The sequence below is a fragment of the Oceanobacillus timonensis genome, from assembly GCF_900166635.1.
GTDB lineage: Bacteria > Bacillota > Bacilli > Bacillales > Amphibacillaceae > Oceanobacillus > Oceanobacillus timonensis.
Genome location: NZ_LT800497.1, coordinates 2,068,015 through 2,094,318, shown reverse-complemented (window position 1 = coordinate 2,094,318; position 26,304 = coordinate 2,068,015). Strand labels below are relative to the sequence as shown.

Sequence of the window (26,304 nt, the reverse complement as noted above, 5' to 3'; positions counted from 1 at the left end):
CAAAATTCCAACAATCTTATGATGATTATATGCTACTGCAGTTTTTTTGAAAAGTATAAACTTCTCTGCTGCAAACTCAAGCAATCACTAGGGCATCTTGTTCATTTTGAAATAAATTGAGAAGTTTTCATCATTGTAAATGCTGGTATATACTCTGATACAGTAACTATATTATTAACCGATTTCGTTCCATGTAGTAGTATGATTTTATGTTTGCGGTATCTTCGGAAGGAAATGAGAGGAAAAAAGCTAAGGTGCACATTTGTTGAATGCCCTTACATTGTAATGCATTATTTCGCTTAAAATGGTCTTCCCCGTTCGTCCATCAGATAGCGGATGTGAGCTGTCCGTTGTATTTGATTGATAATCGTACCGTGGGAAACGTCTAAACTGATCTTCCGCCCATTTTTAAATAAAATTTCCGTACATGTTTTATCTATTTTTCTTGAATTATCTATATGCGTATGCGAAATCCAGCAACAACTCGATTGCAACGGGGATTTCGTTGGAAAGAAATACATTCTGTTTCGCGGATCAATTGGTATCGGTGTCTTATAATAAAAACCGGAAACACTTTTTATTCCGTTTTGTCTCCCCTTTAAGTCTGATCCGAAATAGGCACATGCATATTCAATCACTTTTGTCGGTTTTCCTTGTAACACATATTCCGTATCGTCTTCTAAAACTCTGGTAACCGTTCTTCCATCATCATCTTTATCATATAAAATTGCCATGGTATATGGCGTAATTTCACGCATTTCCATTGCGTAAGTCCTCCTTTTTCCCTAGTGATGCAGATGAGTTAAGAATTATTATAGCAGTTAAGTAAGCAAAAAGATACATTTATTTTAAAATTTTAAATAATTTTAAATAAACAGATGATAATTATCCTTTAATTATGCATATTTAGACCCATTAAAAAACTTCATTTTGAGAGTGTTTTTAACGCTCCCAAAATGAAGTTTCACTTTATTACATATTTTTAAAATTAATAAAGCAGTTCTAAAAATTCATCTGCAGAAATTCGTCCGAGATAGTGGGATACGTCGACCTTGTCCACGGCTTCTTTCACAGCATCACGATTGTGGCGAACGCCTGTCAGTGCATCTTCTAATTCTTTGATATTCCCCATGCCAAAGAAGTCACCATAGATGGTACAATTCTCAATTATCCCTTTTTTCACATCTAAACGGACATCAACAAGTCCGCCAGGGAACTTTTTGGATTCCTGATAGTTAAATGATGGTGATTTTCCATAGTTCCATTCCCATTGCTGATATCGTTTCTTGGAAATCGCATGGATTCTTTCCCAATCTTCATCCGTTAATACATACTGCGGTACGTCTTTCACGTCTTCCACTTCAAAGATATAACGTAGAATTAATTCCTTAAACTCGTCCATGGATATCGGATTATCAAGATACTCCGCAATATTTGCAACACGGCTGCGGATGGATTTAATTCCTTTGGATTCAATTTTAATATCTTTTACTTTTAATGCTTTTGTTAACTCTTCCAACTGAGAATCCAGCATTAACGTTCCGTGACTGAACATACGCCCGCGAGTGGAAAACATCGCATTACCGGAGATTTTTCTTCCTTCTACAGCTAAATCATTTCTACCTTGTAATTCTGCCGGAACCCCAATGTTATTTAGTGCGTCTACTACCGGTTGGGTAAATTTAGCAAAGTTTTGAAAACTATTGCCATCATCCTTTGTGATAAAGCTGAAATTCAAATTTTGTTCATCATGATAGACAGCACCGCCTCCGGAAAGACGTCTTACCACTTTAATTCCCTTTTCATCCACATAGTCTGTATTAATTTCTTCAATCGTATTTTGATTCCGTCCAATAATAATGGAAGGGCCATTTACATAAAATAATAGATATGTATCTTTCTCACCAAAATTCTCCAGAATATACTCTTCAATTGCCAGGTTAATCCGAGGGTCTGTAATCCCTTTATTATCAATAAATTTCAACTTTATTCCTCCCTTTTTTCACTAGTTTTATTCTAACGTATAAATGATAGTAAATCAAAATATCTACCTAGGAAGCCTGCGTCTTTAACAGCTGCTACATAGTTGGGGAGAAACGAATAAGTACCGTCCACCAGAAAACGACATCAGCTTTACAATTCACTGAGTCGTAGTTGGAACTAGCAATTACGCGTCCCCCGGTAAGAATCATAGACTTTTTATACTTCTACTATGTGTTATTTCCATACATAGCCTTCTTCTGCTAATACAATCGGACCTGTATAAATTTGTGCTGCTTCTTCTCTCAACTGTTCTAGTACACCAAATTGCGGTAAGTGGCTGAGTACCAGTTGTCCTACATTAGCTGCTTGCGCAATATGCGCTGCTTCTTCACTGTTCATATGTCCTGCAGCTGTTCCATCCTGCCCTTTAAAATAATTGCAGTCCGTTATCAAGACATCCGCACCCTCAGCAAATGGAATCCATGCCTCTGTATAGCTGGTGTCAGCTGTATAAACAATTGTTTTGTCACCATCTGTAATTCGCATTCCAAAGCAAGGGACCGGATGCTCCGTTCTTAAGAAAGTAATTTCAAAAGGCCCGACTTGTAATACCTCATCAGATTGATAAGGTATTCCCTCTGTATAGCGATGGGACAGGGATGCGTACCCCTCTTCATCTTCTGTATGCCCATATATTTTTACCTTCTGTTCACGATGATGTACATAATAATCCGTTAATTTAGCATATTGTAATACACCTATATCCGCCACATGATCATGGTGATAATGGGATAAAATCACAGCGTCTATATCCGGTACAGAAACATATTTTTGCAGTTTGGATAGCGCTCCGCTCCCCATATCCATCACCAATTTATAATTATCTTTTTCTAATAAATAACTGGAAGTGGCACCATCTTTATTTGGATAACCGCCCCAAAAGCCGACAATGGTTAATTTCATCAGAAAACAGCTCCTTTATTATTTTTTCAAAAATTGTATCAATACAGTGTTGACATTAATAATCTGTTATAGTACAATACTTTTAAATCAATTAACACTTAAGGAGGAATTGAAATGACTGGAATTATCGAATTCTTTAAAAATTTGCCAAGAAAGAAATGTGCTAAATGCGGAAATGCAATGATGCATGAAAAGGCAGATTGTTACGGTAACATTTGTGATGACTGTGATTATCCAGGGCGTTAATACTACTTGCCAATCAGCACCATGAATGGCTGCAATGAAACCGCCCTGTTTAATAAAAGATGAATCCCATAAGTTAAAATCCTTCTCCTGAATAGCCTTCTATGTGGCTATTCTCTTTTTTGTGTTCGAAACGCTGAATCGATTTTCATTCTCAAATCCTGTCCTTATTTCATTCCTTGTATTATAATTAATTAGATAATCGAATTAATTGATGAAGTATTGCTATAATCTTATTTTCTTTTATATGTAGCGATATTTCAAGTATTTGAGGAGGATTGATGGATGATGTCAGAGACATATCGGATAGATGTTCCCGTGGAACAAACATGGGATTTAACAGATCTTTTCCCGGACAAAGCGAGTTGGGAGAAGGCATTAAAGGAAGCGGTGGAAGAAGCTGATCAAATCACAGCTTTTAAAGGAAAACTTTCTGAAAATGCACATACTTTGTTGGAAGCAATAAAAACTGCCGAGGCATACCAGCAAAAAGTGATTCGTGTTGCCGTGTATGCGAATTTATTAATCAGTGCCGATGGAAGCGATCCCGCTAATCAAGAAGCAGCGGCAAAAAGCGGTGCGGCACTGGCGGCTATCGGATCGAAAATCTCCTTTTTTGAAACAGAACTGCTGGAACTTTCTTCATCTGATCTAGCACAGTTTATAAAAGATGAACCGGAACTGGAGACCTACCAGCAATATGTCATGGACATTCTCGAGAAGAAAGAACATGTCCTTTCCCCTGAAGTTGAGGAGACACTCTCTGCGTTAGGCGAAGTCTTAGACGCTCCCTATAATGTTTTTTCCCGCAGCAAGCAATCTGATATGCAATTTGAATCTGTAACAGATAGCAAGGGAAATACCCTGCCGATGAGCGAGCCTCTCTACGAAGAAAGCTACGAGTATTCTGAGGACACCGTGCTGAGACGGAATGCATACGATGCTTTTGTAAATACATTCGAACAATATAAAAATACGTATGCCGCGACCTATGCGGCAGAAGTGACGAAACAGGTACAGCTTTCAAAATTAAGAAAATATGATTCTGTTACCGACATGCTATTAGCGCCACAACAAGTTACAAAAGAGATGTATCACAATCAATTGGATGTGATTCAGGAGAAATTAGCACCATATATGCAAAAATATGCCAGATTGCTGAAAGAACAACTCGGTTTGGATGAATTACGTTTTTGTGACTTAAAAGCACCATTGGATCCTTCCTTTAACCCAGACACATCTTATGAAGAAGCTTCCGAAACCATTTTAAGTGCATTGAGTGTGATGGGCACTGAATATATCGAAGGGATGAAAAAAGCATTAACAGAACGCTGGGTAGACCGTGCTGAAAATACCGGTAAAGCAAGCGGGGCATTTTGCTCAAGCCCTTATGGTGTGCATCCGTATATTCTTGTAACCTGGGCGGATAAAATGCGTAATGCGTTTATTCTGGCACATGAATTAGGACATGCAGGCCATTTCTATCTGGCCGGCAAACAGCAGACACTATTTAACACGCGACCGTCCACTTACTTTATTGAAGCACCATCCACATTAAATGAATTGCTGCTGGCAGATCATTTAATGCATAAAAATCAGAATGATCCACGAATGAAGCGCTGGATCATCACCCAGCTGTTAGGAACCTATTATCATAATTTTGTTACCCACCTATTGGAAGGCGCTTTTCAACGCAGGGTTTATGAATTAGCAGAAGAAGGTACTCCTTTAACTGCGGATGTATTATGCAGAGAAAAACGCCATGTATTGGAATCTTTCTGGGGAGATACCGTTACATTTGATGATGGAGCCGGGTTAACATGGATGCGGCAGCCGCATTACTATATGGGATTATATCCATATACGTACTCTGCCGGCTTAACCGTTTCTACCACGATGGCGAAGCGAATCCGGGAAGAAGGCCAGCCAGCTGTGGATGACTGGTTAAACGTACTAAAAACAGGCGGTGCTAAGCAGCCGCTTGACTTAATGAAAGATGCGGGCATTGATATGTCTAATCCACAAAATATTGAAATTGCGGTTGATTATGTTGGTTCTTTAATTGATGAATTGGCAGATAGCTTTTCAGAATAACAAAAGATAATATACAGAAGCCAGCCGGTTGATTTTCCGGTCTGGCTTTTTTAATAAATGTTATTTTAACTTTTTGAGAAGCTACAAGGCGTTCATTGACCTAGTTGATTTTAAATTTTCATATAATCATTCCTAAATCCACTAAATAATAAGTTGGATTTTCTTTATCTTCCTGCAAATCAATAATCACATTTGTTGAACCCGCTGACCCTGTAATTGCACCTTTATATTTCAGGCGCAAAACAATAAAATTTTCATTAAAATACACAATTTTTGAGCGTCCAATCCCAACTGAATCTAAACTCAATTCATCTTCTATTTCATCATAATTCAATTCAAATTCAGCATCATTCTGCTCAGTTCCTTTGGCGTAATCTTCTACTTTTTGAATTCTTTGCTTACCTTCTTCTAATGGATTGTCTTCTCCGTTTAAATAAATATAATTACTATCCTCACTCAAAAGGTGTTCTTTTTCTATCTCCATGACTTGATGCTTTTCTGTGTCAATGATTTTCCGGTCTAACTTGCTGAGTGTATCGTTCACCTTCTTTAATATAGGGTAATAAGGAATAAGTTCTTCTTTTTCAATTGCATCTCCAAGTTCTGTATATGGAACAATAGCCATTTCCGATAAATCCTGTAATACAAAAACATAATAATAATCTCCTGTCTCCTTATTTGACAAACCGATAATAAACCCTTCTTCATTTGCCTGCTCCATGTTTATTATCAGTTCTTCCTCGATGTCTATTCCCAAATTTTCAGGGACAGAAAAAGTAGCTTCATTATCATTTGTTTTTATATTTAATATATTTCCTTCTTCCATGGTAATATCAGGAAGTCTTGTATCTTCACTCTGATTAACATCCTCTAGAAGGTTCAACTCTTTATTTTCAAATAATGTATGTAGCTCCTTATCTGGATTTTCTGTAGAAAACATCGGTTCTATATATTTATCCAGTTGAGGGAGTGTATATTGAAAATAAGTTAATTTCCTTTCGTCTTCCTTTCCATTTCGGTTAGTATATGTAAAAGTCTCTTCCTCTTCATATAAAAAAATACCCGATCCACCGATAACATTGTCCCCTAAAAATTTAGATAACCCCAAAGAGGTTTCGGTAGGAAATCCTTGTTGATAATTCACTTTATCCTCTTTTTCACACGCAACAAGAAAGAGAAGACATATAATAACAAGGATTAATTTTGTAACTTGGCGTAACATATTGATCACTCCTTCTTCTACGTTTTACAGCAACCCCAAATCCACTAAATAATAAGCTGGGTTATCTTTATCTTCCTGTAAATCAATAATCACATTTGTTGAACCTGCTGTTCCTGTGAATGCTCCTGCAAATTCCAAACTTAAAATAATAAAATTTTCATTAAAATACACAATACTCGCTAACCTAATGCCAACGGACTCTAAATGAAGCTCTTCGTCAATTTCATCATAATTTAATTCAAATTCAACATCACTTTCATCATTTCCACTAAAATAGTTTTCTACTTTTTGAATTCTTTGCGTCCCTTCAGTTAGCGGTTCCACTTCTCCATTCAAATAAACGTATTTGTAATCCTCGCTAAAAGTATCGTCTTCTTTTGTTTTAAATGGTTCATGCGTTTTTGTATTGACTACATGGTAATCAACTACACTTAATGACTCATTTACCTTTTCTAATAAAGGATAATAAGGCACTAACTCCTCTTGCTCAATAGCACTATCAAGTGCTGTATCTTGAAAAATGTCCATTTTCGATAAATCATGTAGAGCAAAGAAGTAATAAATTTCTTTAGTTGTATCATTCTTCAAATGTAAAATAAATCCATTTTCATTTGTATGGTATATGTTCATTAGCAATTCTTCGTCTATATCTTTCTCCAAACTATCAGGTATGGAGAAACGCTTTTCATTCTGGCTTGTTTTTATGTTTAATACATTCTCTTCTTCTAGCGTTACTTCCGGTAACCGCGCATCTTTTTCATTTATATTTTCATCACGAATAGCATCATTCCTTAGAAACAACGCATGAAGAACACCTGCGTAGTCCTGTGTAGAGAAGATTTTGTTTACATACTCATCAAACTCTGGTGATGTATATTGAAAATAGTCTATTGTACTTTCACTTTCATCCATATTCCTATTAGCATACATAAACGTGTCCTCTTCTTCAAATAGAAAAATAGACTCATAACCAAGAACATGACTTCTCAAAAATTCAGTTAAAGCCGGACTGCTCTCGGAAGGAAAACCTTGTTGATAGGTCACTTTATCTTCATCCTTTTCACACGCAAATAATAGTAATGTGCAAATTAATGTTATTATTAACAATATTTTTTTCACACCTGACCCACTCCTACTCTTTATTGTTCGTGTTTACCTGTCGTTTTAATTGAATGAAATCTTTACTTATAATTTCAAAAGAAAGAGCTGGCTTCGTAATGCCTTCTTCTTTCACTTCATCAGAAAATTGATTACCGCTTCTAATAATTCTCCATGCTGATTCTCTACAAAAACTGGTCATCCCTCGTATTGTAGATTATATATATGTATGAAAAACAGGCAGCGCTTAGCCAGCCGTTTATTTACGGTCTGGCTTTTTAAAATAAAAATATGGAAATACTGCATCTAAGTTTGGTAATTACACCTGCCTCCACTCTTCTCTTAATACGCCATACACTTCCCGATCATGAAAAGTATCTCTTATCCGTTCATCTGCCCTGATTGTTCCTTCATGCTTAAATCCCAGTCTTTTGGGAATAGCTGCACTTTTTATATTCTTTACGGCTGTTTTAATTTCCACTTTATTTAGTTCCAGTTCATGAAATGCATAATTCACCATCGCAGCACAGGTTTGTGTCATAATCCCTTTATTTGTGTATGCCTCGCCTAACCAATATCCGATTTCTGTTTTCTTTACATTCCAGTCAAAATACAGGAAACCAATGCAGCCGGCTAATCTTTCCTTATACCAAATTCCTGCCCAAAAACCTTCTTTATTTACAAAACGAAATAAGGACTTTTTAATAAACGATTTAGAATCTTCTACTTGATTGGTTACTGATGGAAACCTTAACCAATTACTTAAAAAAGCTTTGTTAGCGGTTACCAGTTCAAATAAGATTTCAGCATCATTTTCCTCTAGTAAGGAAAGCATGATGTTTGAATTCACCGGTTTATATAGCATTATTTCTCCCCTCTCTTTTATCCATACCAGGAGTAAAATTATCGATGCAGTCTTGAATACTTCTTTATGGAAAATGCATGTATTTTCTTTATTCTATCATTTATGTAGTTATTTCCATAAAAAAACAATGATAGAATGCTAGTATCTCTGAAAATTTATAATTGTTCATTAATCCTTGGAGAAATAGATCCTTTTTTCTTCATACCATCTATACGGTATTACAATAACTGTGTTAATATTCACTCAACTTCCGCATCTAAGTATAAGCATATAATCCTTGCTGTTCCAGGATGAACAAGAAATGGTGTATAACTAACTACTCAGGAGGGTACTTTGTGGTCGACTTTTATAAAGAGTATACGCATTATATCGGTATCATTGTATTAGCAGTTGTTGTCGTTATATGTGATTACCTGTTTTCTAAAAAACCAAAAACATGGAAGGAAGAACGGCGTAACTTTGCTATTATTATATGTGTATCTTTCTTTTTTGGGATTTTGGGGGATTCTATTGAATTTATAATAGGGTTGTTTTCATAAGTGATAGAAGTGCATATCATTTAACCGAAAAATATGAAATATAAGTAAAACACCCGATTCGCAAAAAAGCGAACCGGGTGTTTTCTTACGTCAATGCTTCCAATGCCAGCGCAGCACCTTTTTGACCGTGTTCAATGCAATCCGGAAGTCCGGTGCCATCATAGGAGCTGCCTATTAATTCCAGGTTTGGAAGATTATCAGCTACATAAGCGCGTACGCGGCGGACAAGTTCCAAATGACCTGTATGATATTGCGGTCTGGCATCAATAAATCGGGTCACCTCATAAAATAAAGGCTGCCCTTTTACTTTCATGACTTTATTTAAATCTTTTAATACCGTATCTACGAGTGTTTGATCGGATGCTTTCACAATGTCCTGATCACCAGGTTTCCCAACATAACAGCGTAATAACGCTTTGCCTGCCGGTGCCGTTCCTTCCCATTTACGATGGGTCCATGTGCAGGCGGTAATCCGGTAGTTACTGTTTCTTGTCACTAAAAATCCGGTGCCGTCCAAATCACGTTTGATTTGTTTTTCATCAAAAGCAAGAACGACATTGGCAGTTGATGTGGCTGGAATATCATATAATTTCTGCAGCGGCTGATGCTTGCTTAGCATGCCCGGAACCTGTGTATGCGGAACCGCGGATAAAACAAAATCAGCTGTTAAAACATCGCCGGAGTCCAGCAGGATATGATAGCCCGCTTCTTTTTTCTCCATATGATTTACTTTATTCCCACGGATAATTTCCACAGAATCAAGGCTTGCTTCCAGCGTATGAACAAGCGTCTGCAATCCATTGGTGAACGAGAAAAATTGGCCTTTAGAAGGTTTCGCCTTTTTGTTTTTAGCAGGCTTCGGCATTGTTTTATTCAGGCCTTTCATCACACTGCCATATTCCTGTTCCATTTCCCCAAACACAGGATAAATCGCCTGCAGACTCATCTGATCAAGGTCGCCGGAGTGAATACCTGATAATAGCGGATCAATCTGATTATCGACGATTTGATCGCCGAAACGACGCCGCATAAAATGTCCTAAGGACTCATCTTCTTTACTTTTCTTCTTCGGTTTCATCAAATCCATTAACCCACGGAGTTTTCCGGATAATGTAAAGGAATTCGAACGCAAAAGTGGACCTACTTCTTTTGGAACGCCCATATAAGCACCCTTTGGCATTTTATGCAAGCTATTTTTAATCAGCATGTAAGACTGTCCGGTCGAATTTCTCCTTACTTGATCTGAAATACCTAATTCTTCCACTAGCGCCATCGCTGCTGGCTTACGTGCTAATAGAGAATCGGGACCTTTCTCAATCGTAAAGCCATCTTTTTTGATTGTATGAATGCGGCCGCCTAATCGGTCTGAGCCTTCTACCAATGTGATATCGATTGGAAGTTTTGCTGCTTTCACTTTTTTTTGAAGATGATAGGCGGCAGATAACCCTGTTATACCGCCGCCTACAATAACTACTTTTTTTCTATCCATCAGGAAGCACGCTTTACTTTTTTTAATACCACATTTGCCAGCGTTTCAATAAATTCCGGGTTGGCATTTGGCATTTCCGGACGGTAATAGCTTGCTCCAATCTCATCACAGACAACTTTACATTCATAATCATTATCATACAGCACTTCAAGGTGATCCGCTACAAAGCCGACAGGCGTATAAATAAACGCTTTGTATCCTTCTTTGTTATACAATTCACGAGTTAAATCCTGTACATCCGGTCCAAGCCAAGGATCTGGTGTGTTTCCTTCACTTTGCCAGCCTACTGCATAATTTTTCACATCTGCAGCTTCTGCAATTAATTGTGCTGTTTCCTCTAATTGCTGCTTATATGGATCGCCGTTTTGAAGAATTTTCTCCGGCAGGCTGTGAGCAGACACGATTAATACTGCATTTTCTTTTTCTTCCGCAGGCATTTTCGCAAAAGTTTGCTGCACACCTTTTGCCCAGAAGTCAATAAACCCTGGTTCTGTATACCAATCTTGTACAGATTCAATGTTTATACCGTGTTTTTCAGCTGTGCTGTTCGCACGTTCATTATATGATTTCACACTGAATGTAGAATAGTGCGGTGCTAAAACAATGGAAACCGCATCTTCTATGCCGTCTTTCGCCATTTCTTCTACTGCATCCTCAATAAATGGAGCAATATGTTTTAAACCAATGTATGCTTTAAACTCATATTCATCCTGTAATTCATTCAGTTTGCTTTCTAATGCAGCAGTTTGCTCTTTGGTTATTTTGGCTAAAGGAGAAAGACCGCCAATCGCTTTATAACGATCTTTTAAATCTTGCAGCGCCTCTGGCTCAGGCTTTCTTCCATGACGAATATCTGTATAATACGGTTCAATATCTTCTTCTTTATATGGCGTACCGTATGCCATTACTAATAATCCCAATTTCTTTTTTTCCATTTCCAATACACCTCGTTACATTTTGTTGTTCAAAAGTTAGAAAGTATACGTTTTATACGTCTGCTTTCAGGACAGAAAGAACTGCCCCAAATCCGATTACAAGGACTCGGAATTGCGTTCTTTTAATTTTGTTTTGAATAGCTGTGAACAAGTTCTGTCAGCCGTTTTAAAGTTTCCGGCTTAATATCAGGTGTCACACCATGACCAAGATTAAATACATACCCTTCTGTATGCATCCCCTGATCAAGAATCGCTTTCGTTCTTTTTTCAATGGTTTCCCAATCACTGAGTAGAATAGCAGGATCCAGGTTCCCTTGCAGTGTTTTCGTGACACCCCGTTTTCTGGCTTCATTGACGGAAGTACGCCAGTCCAGTCCAATCACGTCAACAGGCAGGTCATTCCACTCAAGCAGCAAATGGCTTGCCCCTACGCCAAAGGTAATAAGCGGAACATCGTATTTTTTTAATGCAACAAAAATATCTGTCATCACTGGTTTAATAAAATAACGATAATCTTCCGCACTTAACGCACCGACCCAGGAGTCAAAAATCTGAATCGCACTTGCGCCGGCTTTTATTTGCGCTTCTGCATAACGAATAATCATTTTTGCTAATTTATCCATTAATGCAAACCAGGTTTCCGGCTCCCGGTACATCAAAGCTTTTGTTTTGGTGTAATTTTTAGAAGGTCCGCCTTCAACCATATAGCTTGCCAACGTAAATGGTGCGCCGGAAAAACCGATTAACGGGACATCCAGCTGTTCTTCCACGAGTAAACGAATCGTATCCAGTACATATGGAATGTCCGTTTCCGGATCAATCTCCCCAAGTTTTTCGATATCCTGCTTCGTCCGGATTGGCTGTTCAATTACCGGGCCAATCCCGCTTTTGATTTCCACATCGACTCCGATAGCAGGCAGCGGCGTCATAATATCTTTATAAAGAATCGCCGCATCCACGCCATAATTTTCGACCGGAAGCCTGGTAACATAGGCACAAAGCTCCGGTTGATGTGTAATTTCAAAAAGGGAATATTTCTCTTTTAACGCCCGGTATTCCGGTTGTGATCTGCCAGCCTGGCGCATAAACCAGGCTGGTGTATAGTCTGTTTTTTTTCCGCGATAAGCGTCTAAAATTGTTGTGTTTTTCTCTTTTGCCATGCAACGTTCATCCTCTTATATTCTTATTCCACCTACAACTATACCGATTTATCACGTATCTGTATAGAGATGGGAACTGTTTGTCATCAAATTGTCTCATTTTATAATTATTCTAAGAAGATATTTCTTATAAAGCAAGCATGTCTACTCGCTATCAAAAAAAGGATACAGAAGCAGAACGAGAACCTTCCATACTGGTTATAGGATCAACCGGAACAACATAATAGGTTTCGTTGCGGAACCAGACATCGTCAACGATAAATTCATTTTCTCCTTCCACTTCTCCTACCAGTTCATCATTGCCCTCTTCTTCTTTATACACACGATAGATGACACGATCATCTGTCGAACCTTCCCAGGTTAACTTTCCTTTCACCATGGCAAATCCGCCAAAAGTATAGCTCGCATTCACGTTGTCAATTTCCGGTAAATCAATCGGGTCCGGTAAAGCTTCTACATCATCCGGTTTCTCAAAGGAAGCGGTCAATGCTGAACCAGACTGATTATCTATATCCGTCAATATTTTTTTGGTTAATGAAGTCGGATAAGAGCTTCCGCCTGTTAAATAATGCTCCGCATCAGATTGGTCATAACCCATCCACATTGCTGTTACGTAATCCGGTGAATACCCTACAAACCAAGCATCTTTGGACGCCCCATCAACGAGAGGGTGCTGCGTTGTTCCTGTTTTTCCTGCCAGTTCTTTGCCATAATATCCTGCCGTTGCTGTTCCTGTGCGAACGGTTTCTTTCAGCATTTCTGTCATATCCCAGGCAACCTGTGGTGTAAATACTTCTTCATTATTAGTTTCCGACTCGTAAATCACTTCGCCATTACGGTCTTTTATTTCAGCAATTGCTGTTGCTTTCGACATCTCGCCATTGTTGGCAAAGCTCTGGTAACTTTGCGCCATTTGCAGCGGTGTAACACCTTTCCCCAGCCCGCCCAATGCAATGGATAATCCTTTATCATCAATAGGCATGCCCAATTTTTCCAAATAGGACTTCGAATTATCTATCCCAATTTCATCAAGCAGCCAGACTGCAGACGTATTGGTTGATTCAACAATTGCTTGATAAATCGTAATGTTATTCTTATATTCTCCACTAGCATTGGTTACTTCATACTCATCCATATATTGATCCGGGATAACCGTATACGGATTATACGTGTCTCCCTGCATTAATGCCGGGCCATATACGGCAACTGGTTTATAGGTTGACCCTGGCTGACGCTCCACGTTTGTCCGGTTTAGGTCACCAAAATTATATTCACGGCCGCCGATCGCAGTTACAATATGGCCATTATTCTTATCCAGCATGACAAAAGCCCCTTCTGTCCCGTCTGTATTACCAGGAAAGAAAGCATCCTCCTGAAAGTTCTGATAGGCAATCTGCTGATAATCGTCGTCCATATATACGGTAATTTCATAGCCTCCGCTTTGCAGTTCGTCAACGCTTAAATCATGCTCTTCTGCCGCCTCTTTAATGGCTATATCCACATAACTGTCGACCCATGGATTTTCTCCTCTTTCGTCTTCTGTCTGATTGATTCCCAATCCTTTTTCCTGTTCTGATTGAAGCGTTTCTTCATCTATAAATCCAGCTGATTCCATGGTATTTAAGACGACATTTCGCCGTTCAGCTGCTTTTTCGGGATGATTGATAGGCGAATAGCCGTTAGGTGCTTTCATTAACCCAGCGAGCAGTGCCCCTTCGGAAACAGTTAAATCATCTACATCTTTGGAGAAGAAGTGTTCGGAAGCTTTTTGGAGTCCATACACACCTTCTCCGAAATAAATCTGATTAACATACAGCTCCAATATTTCTTCCTTACTATGTGTTCGTTCCAGGTAAAGAGATGCCATCACTTCTTTTATTTTTCTGGTCCAGGATTTATCATTTGAAAGAAACAGGTTTTTAGATAATTGCTGTGTAATCGTACTGCCGCCTTCTACTTTACTTCTTGCTATGATATCACGGTACACAGCCCGTCCAATCGATTGCAGGTCAACCCCCTGATGTTCATAAAACCGGCGATCTTCTACTGCAATAAATGCTTGCAAGACATGGTCGGGGATATGCTCTGTCGAAACATACTCCCTGTTTTCATTATATAATGTTCTGATTTCTTCTCCATCTGCGGTACGAATCGTCGTTGTCAAATCAAGTTGTAAATCATCTTCATTTGCAATCATTTTCCCACCTAAAATAAGCAGTCCATAACCGCTTAACAACAGGAGAAAAACGGCCGCAATAGCAATTCCCAGCCATTTTATTCTTTGCCGGAACAAATTCTTTTGATTTTTTCTTCTTTCGTTTCTTTTTTCATTTCTTTGTTCCGTTCTTTTTTCTGTGCTCATAAGCTCACCTCAAGTAGCGTATACCCTTTTATTATACGTTATTCTTATCTTTTGATAAAGAATGGACACACCTAAATTACGCCAATATCCGACAGATGTAAATTGTTTTCAATATTATTTGCATTTGTGTACAATTTAATTATATAAGATGATGTTTCAGAAAGGTTGACAAATGAAGGAGGAATTTGATGAAGGCGTTTATGTCAAGAGGAACGATCGATTTTTTGGAAAAATTGGAGCAAAAACATACGGAGATTGATTTTTACTTTATTGCCAGTAATGATGGCGGCATTGCTTATTATGAAAACAGTTCTAAGAATATTTTTTCAGCCGGACAATCTTTTGAGGTATTAAAATCGGTTGGCGTATTATCCAAACAAGGATATGTGGTCATGAATCATCTTCCGGTATCGGAAGACAGCAGTTCCACGTTTGAATACCGTATGAAACACAATGACAGCGGTATTGAAAAAATGGATGGCTTTCAGGCATGGCGTTTTCTTCGTCAGGAAAAGACAAGTAAATATGTTGTATTAACACAATGGAAATCATTTGCTGACTTTGAGAACTGGAAAAACTCCGATCAATTTAAAAAAGCACATGACTCCCAACAAGCAAAACAGCCGAGCTACTTTATGGAGCGGCCGTTTGTTGTCACAGGTCATATGCATGAGAAGGAAAAATAATATATCATTCACTCCAAAGGTTGTTCCCCATCGAACAACCTTTTAATGCGTTCAAAACAATAACCAATCCGTATAAACGGAAACGATTGTAACGCAGATCTTATTTTTGCCTCCAATCCGGTATTCTTTTATCCAAGCGTATATATGCGTAAAGAACCGCAAAGCCGATCGTGAATCCGGCGATAACGTCCGTTATATAATGTACATTGATAAAAAAACGGCTGACTCCAATCAAACAGACAAGCGTTCCAAACACGATTTGCACCGTCCATGTTAATTTTTCTGAACGTATTTTTTTACATAGCAGATAGGCAATCAGTCCATAACAAACCATGGAAATCATACTATGCCCGGATGGAAAACTGAATCCCTCTGCATTTAATGCGACAGAGATACTCGGTCTTTCCCTGGCTACCAGCTGTTTGATAAACACATTTAGTAAATGTGCAAATAAAGATCCTGCTAAAAGCAACAGTGCCGGATACCAATGCCTGTATAGCAACACAAAAATCGCAGCTGCCGCTATCGCAATGGGTATCAATACATTCGAAGACCCCAATTCGGTAATGATTCTAAAAAATTGATAGGTAGCTGATCCATGAACTAGCGGAACAATTTCACTTGTCCATCGGTCTATATACGGTAATATATCAAGCTTTATTTGTATTACCCAGAAAACACTTAGCAAAAAAGCAATAAACCATACACAACATAAAATAACTGCTGACTTATTTTTCATCCAATCTTCCTTTCTTCTCCCTCTTTGAGGCTACACAGTTTTGAGACGATCACCAACGAAAATAAAAAATCCACGAATGCATTTGTTTTTCCCTGCCTATCCCGTCTTATGTTTTTGAATTCTCTCACGTACGGATACATTATTTCGAGAAATGAAATATTTCATTCTACAGGTTCTTTCATAAATGATATGATAGAATACATGTAGAATAACATGAATGACCAGATTATTCTTCATGTATTAACAAAATTTAAGAGGTGATCAAATGTTATCAGCTATTCATTCACGCCTTGATAACACATATGAAGAAATGGTGGACATCCGCAGATATTTGCATCAGCATCCGGAATTGTCATTCCAGGAAACAGAAACAGCTAAATACATTGCTAATTACTATGAAGACCTAGGTATTCCTTATGAAAAAAATGTGGGCGGAAATGGTGTTATAGCCACCTTGAAAGGAGCAAAACCCGGTAAAACGGTTGCCTTCCGTGCCGATTTTGATGCGCTCCCCATACAAGATGAGAAAGATGTTCCTTATAAATCACAGGTTGCAGGTGTCATGCATGCTTGTGGCCATGACGGACACACAGCGACCTTACTTACATTTGCAAAAGTTATGCAGCAATTCCAGGATGAATTGGAAGGAACGATTGTTTTTATCCATCAGCATGCAGAAGAATATGCTCCCGGGGGTGCAAAGCCCATTATTGAAGCTGGTGCTTTAAAAGATGTAGACGCTGTATTCGGCACCCATCTGTGGGCCCCGTTACCGCTTGGCAGTATCTATTCTGCTCCTCAGGCTCTAATGGCCGGTACAGACCGCTTTGAAATTACAGTGCAAGGTAAAGGTGGACACGGTGCTATTCCGCAGGATACACAGGACGCCATCGTCATTGGGGCGGAAGTGGTGTCACAGTTTCAGCAGATTGTAAGCAGACGTTTAAATCCGTTGGCATCTGCGGTTATTTCTATCGGAATCTTTGAAGCAGGCAATGCTTTTAATATTATTGCAGACCAGTCTAAATTGATTGGGACCGTCAGACACTTTGATATCGCCGTTCAGGAAAAAATCATTCAAGAAATGGAACAAATTCTAAAAGGAATTTGTGATTCCTTTGGAGCTTCTTATGAATTTAACTATATTAAAGGGTATCCGCCCGTTATCAATCATCCGGAACAGTCAGAACTGGTTCTGGAAACGACCAAAGATATAGATGGTGTAGATGTTGCTTCAACAATAGAACCTTTAATGGTTGGCGAAGATTTTGCTTATTACTTATTAGAAAAACCGGGTGCTTTCTTTCTCACAGGTGCGAATCTGGAAGGAAATGATTATCCGCACCACCATCCTAAATTTGATATCGACGAAAGAGCCTTGCTTACTGCCGCAAAAGCTTTCGCGAATATTTATATCGCCTATCAGAAAAAATACAATTAAAAAAATAAGCTGCCAGATGGAAAAAATCCCTCCTGGCAGCTTATTTTTACATTTTACCCAATTTGGGCTGAACATAGAATGTGACGTATGCCCAGACAAAAGCGAGACCGCCAATGAACAGAATGATACTGCCCAGCCACTCGAACTGGAAAAGAAATAAAAGCGTGAAAACAATTGTTTGTACATAACCAAGCTTCCGGATAATTGCTATGACTGCCGCTCGTTTTAAGTCTGGTTTCACCGGATAAAGATCCAGCCACATTTGAGTACGGTGATGATGGTATAGAGCCATCATTTGAAACACACTTAAATAAATAAACAGAATCGCAAATAATATTTTTATCCAGCCATTTGGAATAACCCAAATAAAAATACCGCCTATGATAACGAGCCGGACATACATTCCTAAGTAGTCCCCGCTGCGTAGAAAGGAAAGTTGATATAAGTAATCATAGGTCGCTGACTGTGCAAATGGAACCCTGCTGATAATGGGTCTGGTCAGCCACTCCCTTTTCTTCACTTTATTTTTCAGATGCGGGACATCCGCAAATAAATTGGCGATACGGTAAAAGGATTGCAGACGCATTTGATCCTTTTCTATTAATAGCTCCCAAGAGATTCCCGGCTGTTTAACAGCTACTGTAAAATCATACACGATAACGAGCAGTAACAGCACAATACTGATAATGGCAAATACAGCATGTCCTTCGATTATAAAATACGCGATAACGATATTAAGAAGTGTTCGTGCGGTTAAATCAACGGTACGTAAACTTTTTTCCCGGACTTTTAACATATGCCAGTTGGTCAGCATATTCATTCCTTTTAAAACAAGGAATAACAGCAGCATCACTAAATAGACACTACCTGTCCGTCCGCTGAAGCTTGCAAAATATAACGGACCAAATGCAGCTGCTGCTAATACAACCAGATACATTTGAATGATAAAACTATAAATAATACTATTTCGGAAATACGGTCCCATCCGCTGCTCGGCAGCAATAAGAAATACGAGATCTGGTTCTTGCAACAGCGTCCGTATTGGATTATAACTCATCAGCAAACCTAAAACGATTCCCATAATAATACCGGTCGGAAAATTCGGCGGTAGCTGTTCCAGCCATTGCTGGTAATAATATGCTGTCGCAGCAACGAAAAACAGCATAGCGAAGGCAATATGCCCGTTAAACATATATTTTAAATACCTGCTTAAATTGGTAACATGAGAAGATAAGCGTTTTTTATAGAGTTCATGGGAATCAAACATGGCTATCTTCCTTTGTCAGCTGAACATACAAATCATCTAACGTTGCATCCGGCATCTGGAAATCTTTGCGCAATTCCTCTAACGTTCCTTCTGCACGCAATTTTCCATCATGCATAATCAGAAAACGATCACAGTACCTTTCTGCTGTCGCGAGAATATGGGTGGACATTAAGACACCTGCCCCCTGTTTTTTCATCGAATCCATCGTCTGCAGGTAAGATTGGATACCCAATGGGTCCAGCCCAACAAATGGCTCATCGACGATATAAAGCGGCGGTTCAATCAGAAAAGCACACATAATCATGACCTTCTGCCGCATTCCTTTTGAAAAATGTACCGGGAACCATTTTAGTTTCTTTTCCAGCCGGAATGCTTTTAAAAGCTGCGGCAGCCTTTGTTCAAATACCTTTTCCTCAATGCCGTAAGCCATCGCTGTCAAACGAAGGTGTTCATACAGCGTCAGCTCGTCATACAGGATGGGCATCTCCGGTATATATGCCATCTGGTTACGATATGCTTCCGGATCATCCTGAAAACTTTTCCCCTGTACTTGCACCACCCCTTTTTTTGGCTGCATCAACCCAATGATATGCTTAATGGTTGTACTCTTCCCGGCGCCGTTTAACCCGATCAGCCCGACGATTTCTCCTTTATTTAAATCAAATGATATATCATGCAATACATTCTTGTGGGTATATCCCCCGTATAAGTTTTCAATATGTAATAAAGGACTCACCTTATTAACCTCCTTTGTTCACTAATCTGATTTTATCATTATTCATAAAAGATTCCAAAATGAACCGTTCTGCAAATGATGGGAACATTTGATAAGGTATAGCATTTTCCGCTTTAAAATGACAGCAGCATTCTTTTTCACACTTCCCTTAACTAGAATAATATAGATTCCTTTACTTTACCCGTTATAACTCTATACAATAGATGTAAGCATCCATTTTTCATTGATAGGAGGAACAAAATATGAAGCATGAAGATTGTATTTTTTGCAAAATTATCGATGGTGTTATTCCATCAGCAAAGGTTTATGAGGATGAAAAGGTATATGCTTTCCTCGATATCAGTCAAGTAACCAAAGGGCATACCCTTGTTATTCCCAAAGAACACACGAAAAATATCTATGAAACACCGCCGGAAATAGCGAAAGAATTGTTCAGCAGAGTACCGGTCATTGCCAACGCTATCCGTGATGCGTATCAACCGTTAGGAATGAATATGCTCAATAACAATGAAGCAGCTGCAGAGCAATCTGTATTCCATCTGCATGTTCATTTGATCCCCCGTTATGGTGATGGGGACGGTTATACGCCAAACTGGATTACGCACACGGAAGATTATACGTCCGACGATTTACAAGCGATGGCTAAAACCATTCATGAACAAATTCAAGCGTAAATCCGGGCAGTACTTTTTATTTTAACCAGCATTTGATATACTGGTGATACACTTTCGCGTCTGGCGATGAGCGCACAGACGGAAAGCAGAGTTTAGAAAAGCAGAGGAGAGTTAAGTAATGAAGACAAAAATTTTAACCATTCTTGCCCTTTTGGTGAGTATCGGTACCGTACTGCATTTTGTAATGCCCCCGCTATTATTTGGAGTAAAGCCTGATATGATGCTGGCAATGATGTTTTTAGGAATTATTTTATTTCCAAAATGGAATTATGTTCTTCTGCTCGCATTTGCAACAGGTGCGATTTCTGCATTAACTACAGCAGCTCCGGGAGGACAAATCGCTAATATGATAGATAAACCGTTGACAGCAGTTGCTTTCTTCCTGCTATTTTTACTGGTAGGAAAGCATCTGAATACAAAAGTAGCTGCATCTGTATTAACTTTTGCAGGGACACTGATTAGCGGCAGTATCTTTTTATCTGTTGCCCTGTTCCTTATCGGGTTTATGGAAGGCGGTTTTCCGGCTTTATTCGCAGCTGTTGTTCTGCCGGCAGCAGTATTAAATACCGTTATCATGGTTGTCGTCTATCCAATTGTCGAGGGTATTATGAAACGAAGTAAAGTAGCTGCGGTATAAGATGAAGGAGGAGCCAGCTAAGTGAGAAGATTACTCCCCCTTCTCTTCGTCTTCCGAAACATTCGTTCCATTTCAAATTGGAACGAATGTTTTTTCTATTATCCAAAAGCATATTTATCATATCCTATCTATTTTGTGTTAAACTATAGTTAGTTAAAATACATTATACTAGCAGAAAATGATTCCATTTCCTATAATATGTATGTATCATTTGTGTAAAAGGAAATGTTTAAATACATATGGTAAAAGGAAAAGGTATATGTGAAAGAAGAAAGGAGTGCGTTTCCTATGTCTAAGAAAAAATCATTAACCCTGGGATTTATTGTGGGTGCATCTGTCAGTGCAGGTATTGCACTGTTAAGCACGCCTGAATCAGGTAAGAATGTTCGCGGAAGAGTGATAAGACAATCCTCCGATTTAAAAGAATTATTGATGAACTTAAAAGAAGACAGTATACGTATTAAAGAGCAATTGCTCCGAACTTCCAAAGAAGGCGCTGTGTTAGTCAAAGAGCTGACGGAAGAAATGCGAAAATCCGTAGAAGACTGGAAAACCGCTGTTGAACCTCAACAAGAAAATATTCATCAGTCATTGGAACAAATTGAGTCCAGTATTCGTGAACTAGAAGAAAAACTGAAAAACACAAATGCCAATTCATAGAAAGAAAGCTTTTGCCGGCAGTTTACAGCTGGTGAAAGCTTTCTTTATTTTGAGTTTCATCAGCTTTTTCACTGTTCAACACGTTTTGTTTTTGATAGAGTTATAGGAGTATTACTATTGTAAAGGGGCGTATATATAAACATGGCTATCTTTTATATTATTTTTGGCTTTTTCGTATTACTTATCTTCAACGTCATGATTACTGCTTTAAGCACGAAAATGGAGATGTCCAAGCAAAAATCACAAAGAATGGACCGGGTTACAAATATGATATTGGTAGCCATGCTCGTTTGTTCTTACCTACGCGTTTTAAATGTGACAGTTTAATGTGATTTTTAAGTAAAAAATTGAAAATAATTATTTTAATGCAGAAAGTATGATATATTAATCATGGTAAACAATAAAAGTAACATTTGGAAAGAGTAGGAGTGTATATCAGACATGAAAAAATGGACATTAGCTGCAACAATATCGGCCAGTGTACTTGCACTAGCTGCATGTAGTTCTTCCGACGATGAAGTAGTTGCATCCACCGATGCCGGCGACGTTACCAAAGAAGAATTTTATGATGAATTAAAAGATCGAAATGGTCAGGCTGTACTTGAAGAACTTGTTACCATCAAAGTGCTGGAAGACAATTATGAAGTAACAGATGAGCAAGTAGATGATGAAATTGAAAATATGAAAGAGGAACTCGGGGAAGATCAATTTGAAGAAGTGATCAACCAGCAGTTCGGAGATGAAGAAGAACTGAGAGATCTCGTTTATGTAGGAATGCTTCAAGAAGCTGCTATTTCTGAAGATATGGAAATCACAGATGAAGAATTGAAGGATTACTATGACAGAAAAAATACAGAAATAGATGCACAACATATTCTCGTTCAAGATGAAGAAACAGCCAATGAAGTCAAAGAAAAATTAGATGATGGCGAAGAATTTGAGGATTTAGCTTCTGAATACTCTACAGATGGAAGTGCAGAAGACGGCGGTAACCTTGGTTATTTCTCTGCTGGAGAAATGGTACCAGAATTTGAAGAAGTGGCATTCGACATGGAACCTGGTGACGTCAGTGATCCGGTAGAGTCTCAATTCGGTTATCATATCATTAAAGTGAATGATGTTCGTGAAAAAGAAGAGTCTATTGGTGATTTTGATGAACTGAAAGAAGAATTAAGAAGTGAATTAGTTCTTCAGCAGGCTGATCAGCAAGAAATCCAGGAAAAAGTCCAAAGCCTCATTGAAGATGCTGATGTAGATGTTTCAGCAGAAGGATTAGAGGATATATTTGAAGGCGGCGGAGAAGATCCCCAAGCACCTGCTGACCCTGCTAGCCCAGTGGAAGAATAAGTAAATATCATCTGATACAAAAAACAATCGCTGCTTGATTTGCATGCGATTGTTTTTTGTTATGCAAGACAAATGGTGTGGTTCTCGTTCTGTTACCCCTCTCCCCTCTCTCTGCAAACAAAAATCATCTATACTATTCAGAAGGTATCAATGTTATAATGAACGTACATATTTTCGTAAAACATACTAAACGTAATTGTTGTTAAACGACGTATTCTCAGAGGTGAATAAAAATGCGTATCACAATGAAAGAGATAGCTAAAGAAGCTGGTGTATCTGTAACTACCGTTTCTCATGTAATCAATGGCAGTAAAAAAATCACGGAAGAAACGTATAATCGTGTCATGGACATCGTCAATAAATATAATTATGTACCTAACTATTCCGCAAAAAATTTGAGAAATAATACTACAAAAACAGCCGGTCTGATTATACCAAGCTTTCCGGACTCATTTGTCACAGAATATATAAACGCTATTTCCCTTAGAGCAAAAGAAATGAATTATAACCTGCTTTTTGTGAATACAAATGAAGATGTGGATTATGAAGAAGCTACTTTAAAATTGTTCAGTTCCCAGATGGTGGATGGTATTATTCTCTCCCCTGCTGCCAATTATTCCAAGCCATTTCCATATGATATACATAACATTATGAAGAATTTGCCTATCGTTTTAATCAGTAGATATCATGATGCGCTTTCGGACACGCCCATGGTTTATCAGGATGACTACCAGGCCGGATTTGATGCAGCGAAACACTTTTTAGCACACGGACATAAAAACATGGTGGTTGTTTATTCAATGGATGATATCGGACCAACCTTCAACCGGATTAAAGGTTTTAAAGCTGCTATGGAACAAGAAGGATTAACGTTAGATCCGGAGCAAATTATTGATGGAGAATCGACTGTTCAGGGTGCCGAGAAAGCAGTTAAAAAAATGATTGCAAATCAGCCGGATATTACTGCTATGTTCCTTCTGAATGATTCCATGACAATCGGTGCTATTTCTGCATTGAACGAGATGAACGTATCCATACCTAATGAGATGGCAGTGATTGGTTTCGGTGATTTTCCGTCAGCTTCTATTATTAACCGTCCGATCACAACCATTAGCGCTTCTGCAGAGACAATGGGGAGAACAGCTTTTGATATGCTCTTAAATAAAATAAATAATCCAGATTACATGAACAAAGTGATTGTGCCTACTTATTTGATAAAAAGAAAATCCTGCGGCTGTTAAGTTAAACGTTTTTCTTTTCATGTGCGCTTTTTATCTATATAATTTAGGTAGGATTCATTTTAGGAGGAGATTATTATATCATCATTTCAAAAAAGCACCGTTATTCATATTAGTGAAGAACAGACCATTATTGAATTAAGTTACTTATTGCAAAAATATGATTGTGAAGTATTCATCCGAAACCAATCTGGAAATCAAATCCATGAAGTGAACCCGAAAAGCATCTTGGGTCTTGCGACGCTGCAACTGCGAAATGGTGTCGAAGCTACTGTACGGGCAGAAGGAAAAGATGCCGAGGACGCTGTTAATGAGATTATCCGCTTTTTTGGAGGAGAATAATCTACATACAGCTTTTCATTGCACAAAATCAAACATGTAAAAAACCATCAAGCAGATTGATGGTTTTTTACATGTTTTTAATATAATCTCCAGTGGGACAAATGCATCCGATTACTAATAATGCATTCAATTCTCAATCAACTCTCGAACACTTGCCTCTTTACAAATTCGTTCAACAATATCTGCCGCTGTCTGGACAGATCCTGTTAAACCGCCTTTCCCAACGACAACCAGCCCATCTGAATGACCACCGATAACAATCCCTAAATCGGCCTGTGGGATAACATAGTCCAGCAATTTAATTCCAACTGCTTCCAGTGTTTTCAAAATATGAACCATGGTGTCTCCGCCTGTCATATATATCCCTTTCACTTTAGATGTCTGCAATAATATGCCCTTTGTAATTTCGCCGAGTGCTTTATTGATATTATCAGCAGCGTCCCCAAGGGATAAACCGTTCCTTCTCTCCTCGGCCTTTAAATCCACCCGTTCATTTGTTACAGATGTTTCGATAATTAGCGCCTGCGGAGAAGTATCTTTTAAATGGTTTACCGCTACATCAATAACGCGTCTGATTTCTTTAGAGGAAGTTTCATTAGAACACACTAAATCTTTTGCTGCGACTGGGATTTGAATCACATTTTCCTGTTTGGCTAAATGATGAATCTGCTCTTTGGTTACAGAGGAAGCACTGCCAGCAACGGCAAGAACAGTCCCTTTTTGTTGCTCCGTAGAAACAGCACTGGTGTTTAACGCTTCTTCCTTCATCGTAAATCCATTATAATAAGCCATTCTCTCTGTAAATGGCCCTGGATCAATCATCAGTACATTCCATTTTAAACCTGAAACAACCTGTGCGATTACATCGATATGCTCCAAGGACACTGCATCGGCAATAACGATTTTCGCACCGCTCTCCCGGACTTTTTGCAACCGTTTTTCCAGCGATGCTTTACCGGCCAGTATCGTATTTAATGAAATGGTTTCAACAGGATAATCCGTTTGATTTTTGATTAAGGTAGGACAATGTGATTCTTCTACAGGCGTTCGTACATCCTTTGCTACGGGAGTTTGTGATAAAGGGATATTATCAATAATCGAATATCCTCCTACTAAAATCCGTTTAGATTGCGGCATTGCTGGAACCATAATACCAATAGCATCGTCATCCATCATTTCTAGCATGGCTTCTACTTCAGCACCTATATTTCCCCTTAATGTTGTATCAATTCTTTTAGCTAAATAGGTGGCACCGTTTTCTTTTAATTGAATCACAGCTTGTTGAACTCTTGCTTTTGCCTCTTCTTTTTTGATTGACCTTGAATCTGTTGTTAAAATAAATGCTTCCTGTTCTTTATCCTTAGATAAATTATCTGAATCAAAATAGGCAGCGACAGGGATATTCGATCTTGCTAATAAGACACCTGCTGTTGTTGCACCTGTTAAATCATCAGCAACGATACCTAATTTGGACATGTGTGCACCTCGCTTTGATAACTGCATTTTTTAGAAAACGAACGAAGTAACCCCTTATAGAAATAAAACAGGAAAGTCTCCCTCCCTGTTTTATTTCTATTTAAATGG

The 26,304-nt window shown here is 38.5% G+C and carries 26 protein-coding genes; 12 read left to right on the top strand and 14 right to left on the bottom strand.

Annotated features, from left to right (window positions below; translation table 11 throughout):
* Positions 1-299: 299 nt before the first annotated feature.
* The 3 genes from B7E05_RS10195 to B7E05_RS10185 form a co-directional block, all read right to left on the bottom strand.
* The gene (locus tag B7E05_RS10195) at positions 300-764 is read right to left on the bottom strand and encodes a competence protein ComK (protein ID WP_080874099.1); all 465 of its coding nucleotides are present in this window, start codon (positions 762-764) and stop codon (positions 300-302) included.
* Positions 765-988: 224 nt separating this feature from the next.
* Complete coding sequence (lplA, locus tag B7E05_RS10190) at positions 989-1,984, bottom strand: lipoate--protein ligase (protein ID WP_080874098.1); 996 nt, start codon at positions 1,982-1,984, stop codon at positions 989-991.
* Between the two features lie 233 nt (positions 1,985-2,217).
* The gene (locus tag B7E05_RS10185; RefSeq protein ID WP_080874097.1) at positions 2,218-2,946 is read right to left on the bottom strand and encodes an MBL fold metallo-hydrolase; all 729 of its coding nucleotides are present in this window, start codon (positions 2,944-2,946) and stop codon (positions 2,218-2,220) included.
* Positions 2,947-3,060: 114 nt separating this feature from the next.
* Between B7E05_RS10185 and yhfH the strand changes: the two genes are divergently transcribed.
* Both yhfH and pepF read left to right on the top strand, forming a co-directional pair.
* A complete protein-coding gene (gene yhfH / locus B7E05_RS10180) occupies positions 3,061-3,192 on the top strand; it encodes a protein YhfH (RefSeq protein ID WP_080874096.1) in 132 nt (43 codons plus the stop codon).
* A 282-nt stretch (positions 3,193-3,474) separates the two neighbouring features.
* Positions 3,475-5,283: an oligoendopeptidase F gene (gene pepF, locus B7E05_RS10175; RefSeq protein ID WP_143833215.1), complete on the top strand. Its 1,809-nt coding sequence runs from the start codon at positions 3,475-3,477 to the stop codon at positions 5,281-5,283.
* Positions 5,284-5,401: 118 nt separating this feature from the next.
* Here pepF and B7E05_RS10170 read toward each other — a convergent pair whose 3' ends face one another.
* From B7E05_RS10170 to B7E05_RS10160, 3 genes are all read right to left on the bottom strand, one after another.
* Positions 5,402-6,505 carry a hypothetical protein gene (locus B7E05_RS10170; RefSeq protein ID WP_080874095.1) on the bottom strand — a complete coding sequence of 368 codons (1,104 nt, stop codon included), beginning with the start codon at positions 6,503-6,505 and terminating at the stop codon, positions 5,402-5,404.
* 24 nt (positions 6,506-6,529) lie between these two features.
* A complete protein-coding gene (locus B7E05_RS10165; RefSeq protein WP_080874094.1) occupies positions 6,530-7,624 on the bottom strand; it encodes a hypothetical protein in 1,095 nt (364 codons plus the stop codon).
* A gap of 298 nt (positions 7,625-7,922) precedes the next feature.
* Complete coding sequence (locus B7E05_RS10160) at positions 7,923-8,468, bottom strand: GNAT family N-acetyltransferase (protein ID WP_080874093.1); 546 nt, start codon at positions 8,466-8,468, stop codon at positions 7,923-7,925.
* Positions 8,469-8,803: 335 nt separating this feature from the next.
* On the opposite strand from B7E05_RS10160, the gene B7E05_RS10155 reads away from it, so the two are divergent.
* Complete coding sequence (locus tag B7E05_RS10155; protein WP_080874092.1) at positions 8,804-9,007, top strand: hypothetical protein; 204 nt, start codon at positions 8,804-8,806, stop codon at positions 9,005-9,007.
* A gap of 85 nt (positions 9,008-9,092) precedes the next feature.
* Here B7E05_RS10155 and hemY read toward each other — a convergent pair whose 3' ends face one another.
* The 4 genes from hemY to B7E05_RS10135 form a co-directional block, all read right to left on the bottom strand.
* Positions 9,093-10,496: a protoporphyrinogen oxidase gene (hemY, locus tag B7E05_RS10150; RefSeq protein ID WP_080874091.1), complete on the bottom strand. Its 1,404-nt coding sequence runs from the start codon at positions 10,494-10,496 to the stop codon at positions 9,093-9,095.
* Positions 10,496-11,431 carry a ferrochelatase gene (gene hemH / locus B7E05_RS10145; RefSeq protein WP_080874090.1) on the bottom strand — a complete coding sequence of 312 codons (936 nt, stop codon included), beginning with the start codon at positions 11,429-11,431 and terminating at the stop codon, positions 10,496-10,498. The genes hemY and hemH overlap by 1 nt, the downstream gene beginning before the upstream one ends.
* A gap of 122 nt (positions 11,432-11,553) precedes the next feature.
* Positions 11,554-12,591 (bottom strand): uroporphyrinogen decarboxylase, encoded by a 1,038-nt coding sequence (gene hemE / locus B7E05_RS10140; protein ID WP_080874089.1) that lies wholly within the window; start codon positions 12,589-12,591, stop codon positions 11,554-11,556.
* Positions 12,592-12,745: 154 nt separating this feature from the next.
* Positions 12,746-14,953 (bottom strand): transglycosylase domain-containing protein, encoded by a 2,208-nt coding sequence (locus tag B7E05_RS10135; protein WP_080874088.1) that lies wholly within the window; start codon positions 14,951-14,953, stop codon positions 12,746-12,748.
* Positions 14,954-15,141: 188 nt separating this feature from the next.
* Between B7E05_RS10135 and B7E05_RS10130 the strand changes: the two genes are divergently transcribed.
* Positions 15,142-15,639, top strand: coding sequence for an antibiotic biosynthesis monooxygenase family protein (locus tag B7E05_RS10130; RefSeq protein ID WP_080874087.1), 498 nt, complete (start codon positions 15,142-15,144; stop codon positions 15,637-15,639).
* Positions 15,640-15,739: 100 nt separating this feature from the next.
* Here B7E05_RS10130 and B7E05_RS10125 read toward each other — a convergent pair whose 3' ends face one another.
* A complete protein-coding gene (locus B7E05_RS10125) occupies positions 15,740-16,378 on the bottom strand; it encodes a phosphatase PAP2 family protein (RefSeq protein WP_080874086.1) in 639 nt (212 codons plus the stop codon).
* A 265-nt stretch (positions 16,379-16,643) separates the two neighbouring features.
* On the opposite strand from B7E05_RS10125, the gene B7E05_RS10120 reads away from it, so the two are divergent.
* On the top strand, positions 16,644-17,819 hold the full coding sequence (locus B7E05_RS10120) for a M20 family metallopeptidase (protein ID WP_080874085.1): 1,176 nt from the start codon (positions 16,644-16,646) through the stop codon (positions 17,817-17,819).
* A 46-nt stretch (positions 17,820-17,865) separates the two neighbouring features.
* Here the strand turns inward: B7E05_RS10120 and B7E05_RS10115 are convergent, their stop codons facing one another.
* Positions 17,866-19,086 (bottom strand): ABC transporter permease, encoded by a 1,221-nt coding sequence (locus tag B7E05_RS10115; protein WP_080874084.1) that lies wholly within the window; start codon positions 19,084-19,086, stop codon positions 17,866-17,868.
* Complete coding sequence (locus tag B7E05_RS10110; RefSeq protein ID WP_080874083.1) at positions 19,079-19,822, bottom strand: ABC transporter ATP-binding protein; 744 nt, start codon at positions 19,820-19,822, stop codon at positions 19,079-19,081. Before B7E05_RS10110 ends, B7E05_RS10115 begins: the two co-directional genes overlap by 8 nt.
* Before the next feature lie 242 nt (positions 19,823-20,064).
* On the opposite strand from B7E05_RS10110, the gene B7E05_RS10105 reads away from it, so the two are divergent.
* From B7E05_RS10105 to B7E05_RS10075, 7 genes are all read left to right on the top strand, one after another.
* A complete protein-coding gene (locus B7E05_RS10105) occupies positions 20,065-20,496 on the top strand; it encodes an HIT family protein (RefSeq protein WP_080874082.1) in 432 nt (143 codons plus the stop codon).
* 118 nt (positions 20,497-20,614) lie between these two features.
* A complete protein-coding gene (locus B7E05_RS10100) occupies positions 20,615-21,133 on the top strand; it encodes a tryptophan transporter (protein ID WP_080874081.1) in 519 nt (172 codons plus the stop codon).
* A 288-nt stretch (positions 21,134-21,421) separates the two neighbouring features.
* Positions 21,422-21,793 (top strand): YtxH domain-containing protein, encoded by a 372-nt coding sequence (locus tag B7E05_RS10095; RefSeq protein ID WP_080874080.1) that lies wholly within the window; start codon positions 21,422-21,424, stop codon positions 21,791-21,793.
* Positions 21,794-21,934: 141 nt separating this feature from the next.
* Entirely contained in the window at positions 21,935-22,120 is a 186-nt protein-coding gene (locus B7E05_RS10090; protein ID WP_080874079.1) for a hypothetical protein, read from the top strand.
* Positions 22,121-22,234: 114 nt separating this feature from the next.
* Positions 22,235-23,140, top strand: coding sequence for a peptidylprolyl isomerase (locus B7E05_RS10085; protein WP_080874078.1), 906 nt, complete (start codon positions 22,235-22,237; stop codon positions 23,138-23,140).
* A 233-nt stretch (positions 23,141-23,373) separates the two neighbouring features.
* Positions 23,374-24,381, top strand: coding sequence for a LacI family DNA-binding transcriptional regulator (locus B7E05_RS10080; RefSeq protein ID WP_080874077.1), 1,008 nt, complete (start codon positions 23,374-23,376; stop codon positions 24,379-24,381).
* A 147-nt stretch (positions 24,382-24,528) separates the two neighbouring features.
* Positions 24,529-24,720 (top strand): HPr family phosphocarrier protein, encoded by a 192-nt coding sequence (locus B7E05_RS10075; protein ID WP_245833058.1) that lies wholly within the window; start codon positions 24,529-24,531, stop codon positions 24,718-24,720.
* 126 nt (positions 24,721-24,846) lie between these two features.
* Here the strand turns inward: B7E05_RS10075 and B7E05_RS10070 are convergent, their stop codons facing one another.
* Complete coding sequence (locus B7E05_RS10070; protein ID WP_080874075.1) at positions 24,847-26,196, bottom strand: four-carbon acid sugar kinase family protein; 1,350 nt, start codon at positions 26,194-26,196, stop codon at positions 24,847-24,849.
* Positions 26,197-26,304: the final 108 nt, after the last annotated feature.

Coding starts and splice junctions, on each gene's coding strand:
- B7E05_RS10095 (WP_080874080.1), top strand. CDS start 21,422: ATGTCTAAGAAAAAATCATTAACCCTGGGATTTATTGTGGGTGCATCT.
- B7E05_RS10080 (WP_080874077.1), top strand. CDS start 23,374: ATGCGTATCACAATGAAAGAGATAGCTAAAGAAGCTGGTGTATCTGTA.
- B7E05_RS10125 (WP_080874086.1), bottom strand. CDS start 16,378: ATGAAAAATAAGTCAGCAGTTATTTTATGTTGTGTATGGTTTATTGCT.
- B7E05_RS10070 (WP_080874075.1), bottom strand. CDS start 26,196: ATGTCCAAATTAGGTATCGTTGCTGATGATTTAACAGGTGCAACAACA.
- B7E05_RS10195 (WP_080874099.1), bottom strand. CDS start 764: ATGGAAATGCGTGAAATTACGCCATATACCATGGCAATTTTATATGAT.
- B7E05_RS10115 (WP_080874084.1), bottom strand. CDS start 19,086: ATGTTTGATTCCCATGAACTCTATAAAAAACGCTTATCTTCTCATGTT.
- B7E05_RS10135 (WP_080874088.1), bottom strand. CDS start 14,953: ATGAGCACAGAAAAAAGAACGGAACAAAGAAATGAAAAAAGAAACGAA.
- B7E05_RS10130 (WP_080874087.1), top strand. CDS start 15,142: ATGAAGGCGTTTATGTCAAGAGGAACGATCGATTTTTTGGAAAAATTG.
- yhfH (WP_080874096.1), top strand. CDS start 3,061: ATGACTGGAATTATCGAATTCTTTAAAAATTTGCCAAGAAAGAAATGT.
- hemE (WP_080874089.1), bottom strand. CDS start 12,591: ATGGCAAAAGAGAAAAACACAACAATTTTAGACGCTTATCGCGGAAAA.
- B7E05_RS10105 (WP_080874082.1), top strand. CDS start 20,065: ATGAAGCATGAAGATTGTATTTTTTGCAAAATTATCGATGGTGTTATT.
- B7E05_RS10160 (WP_080874093.1), bottom strand. CDS start 8,468: ATGCTATATAAACCGGTGAATTCAAACATCATGCTTTCCTTACTAGAG.
- hemH (WP_080874090.1), bottom strand. CDS start 11,431: ATGGAAAAAAAGAAATTGGGATTATTAGTAATGGCATACGGTACGCCA.
- B7E05_RS10090 (WP_080874079.1), top strand. CDS start 21,935: ATGGCTATCTTTTATATTATTTTTGGCTTTTTCGTATTACTTATCTTC.
- pepF (WP_143833215.1), top strand. CDS start 3,475: ATGATGTCAGAGACATATCGGATAGATGTTCCCGTGGAACAAACATGG.
- B7E05_RS10100 (WP_080874081.1), top strand. CDS start 20,615: ATGAAGACAAAAATTTTAACCATTCTTGCCCTTTTGGTGAGTATCGGT.
- B7E05_RS10085 (WP_080874078.1), top strand. CDS start 22,235: ATGAAAAAATGGACATTAGCTGCAACAATATCGGCCAGTGTACTTGCA.
- B7E05_RS10170 (WP_080874095.1), bottom strand. CDS start 6,505: ATGTTACGCCAAGTTACAAAATTAATCCTTGTTATTATATGTCTTCTC.
- B7E05_RS10120 (WP_080874085.1), top strand. CDS start 16,644: ATGTTATCAGCTATTCATTCACGCCTTGATAACACATATGAAGAAATG.
- B7E05_RS10185 (WP_080874097.1), bottom strand. CDS start 2,946: ATGAAATTAACCATTGTCGGCTTTTGGGGCGGTTATCCAAATAAAGAT.
- hemY (WP_080874091.1), bottom strand. CDS start 10,496: ATGGATAGAAAAAAAGTAGTTATTGTAGGCGGCGGTATAACAGGGTTA.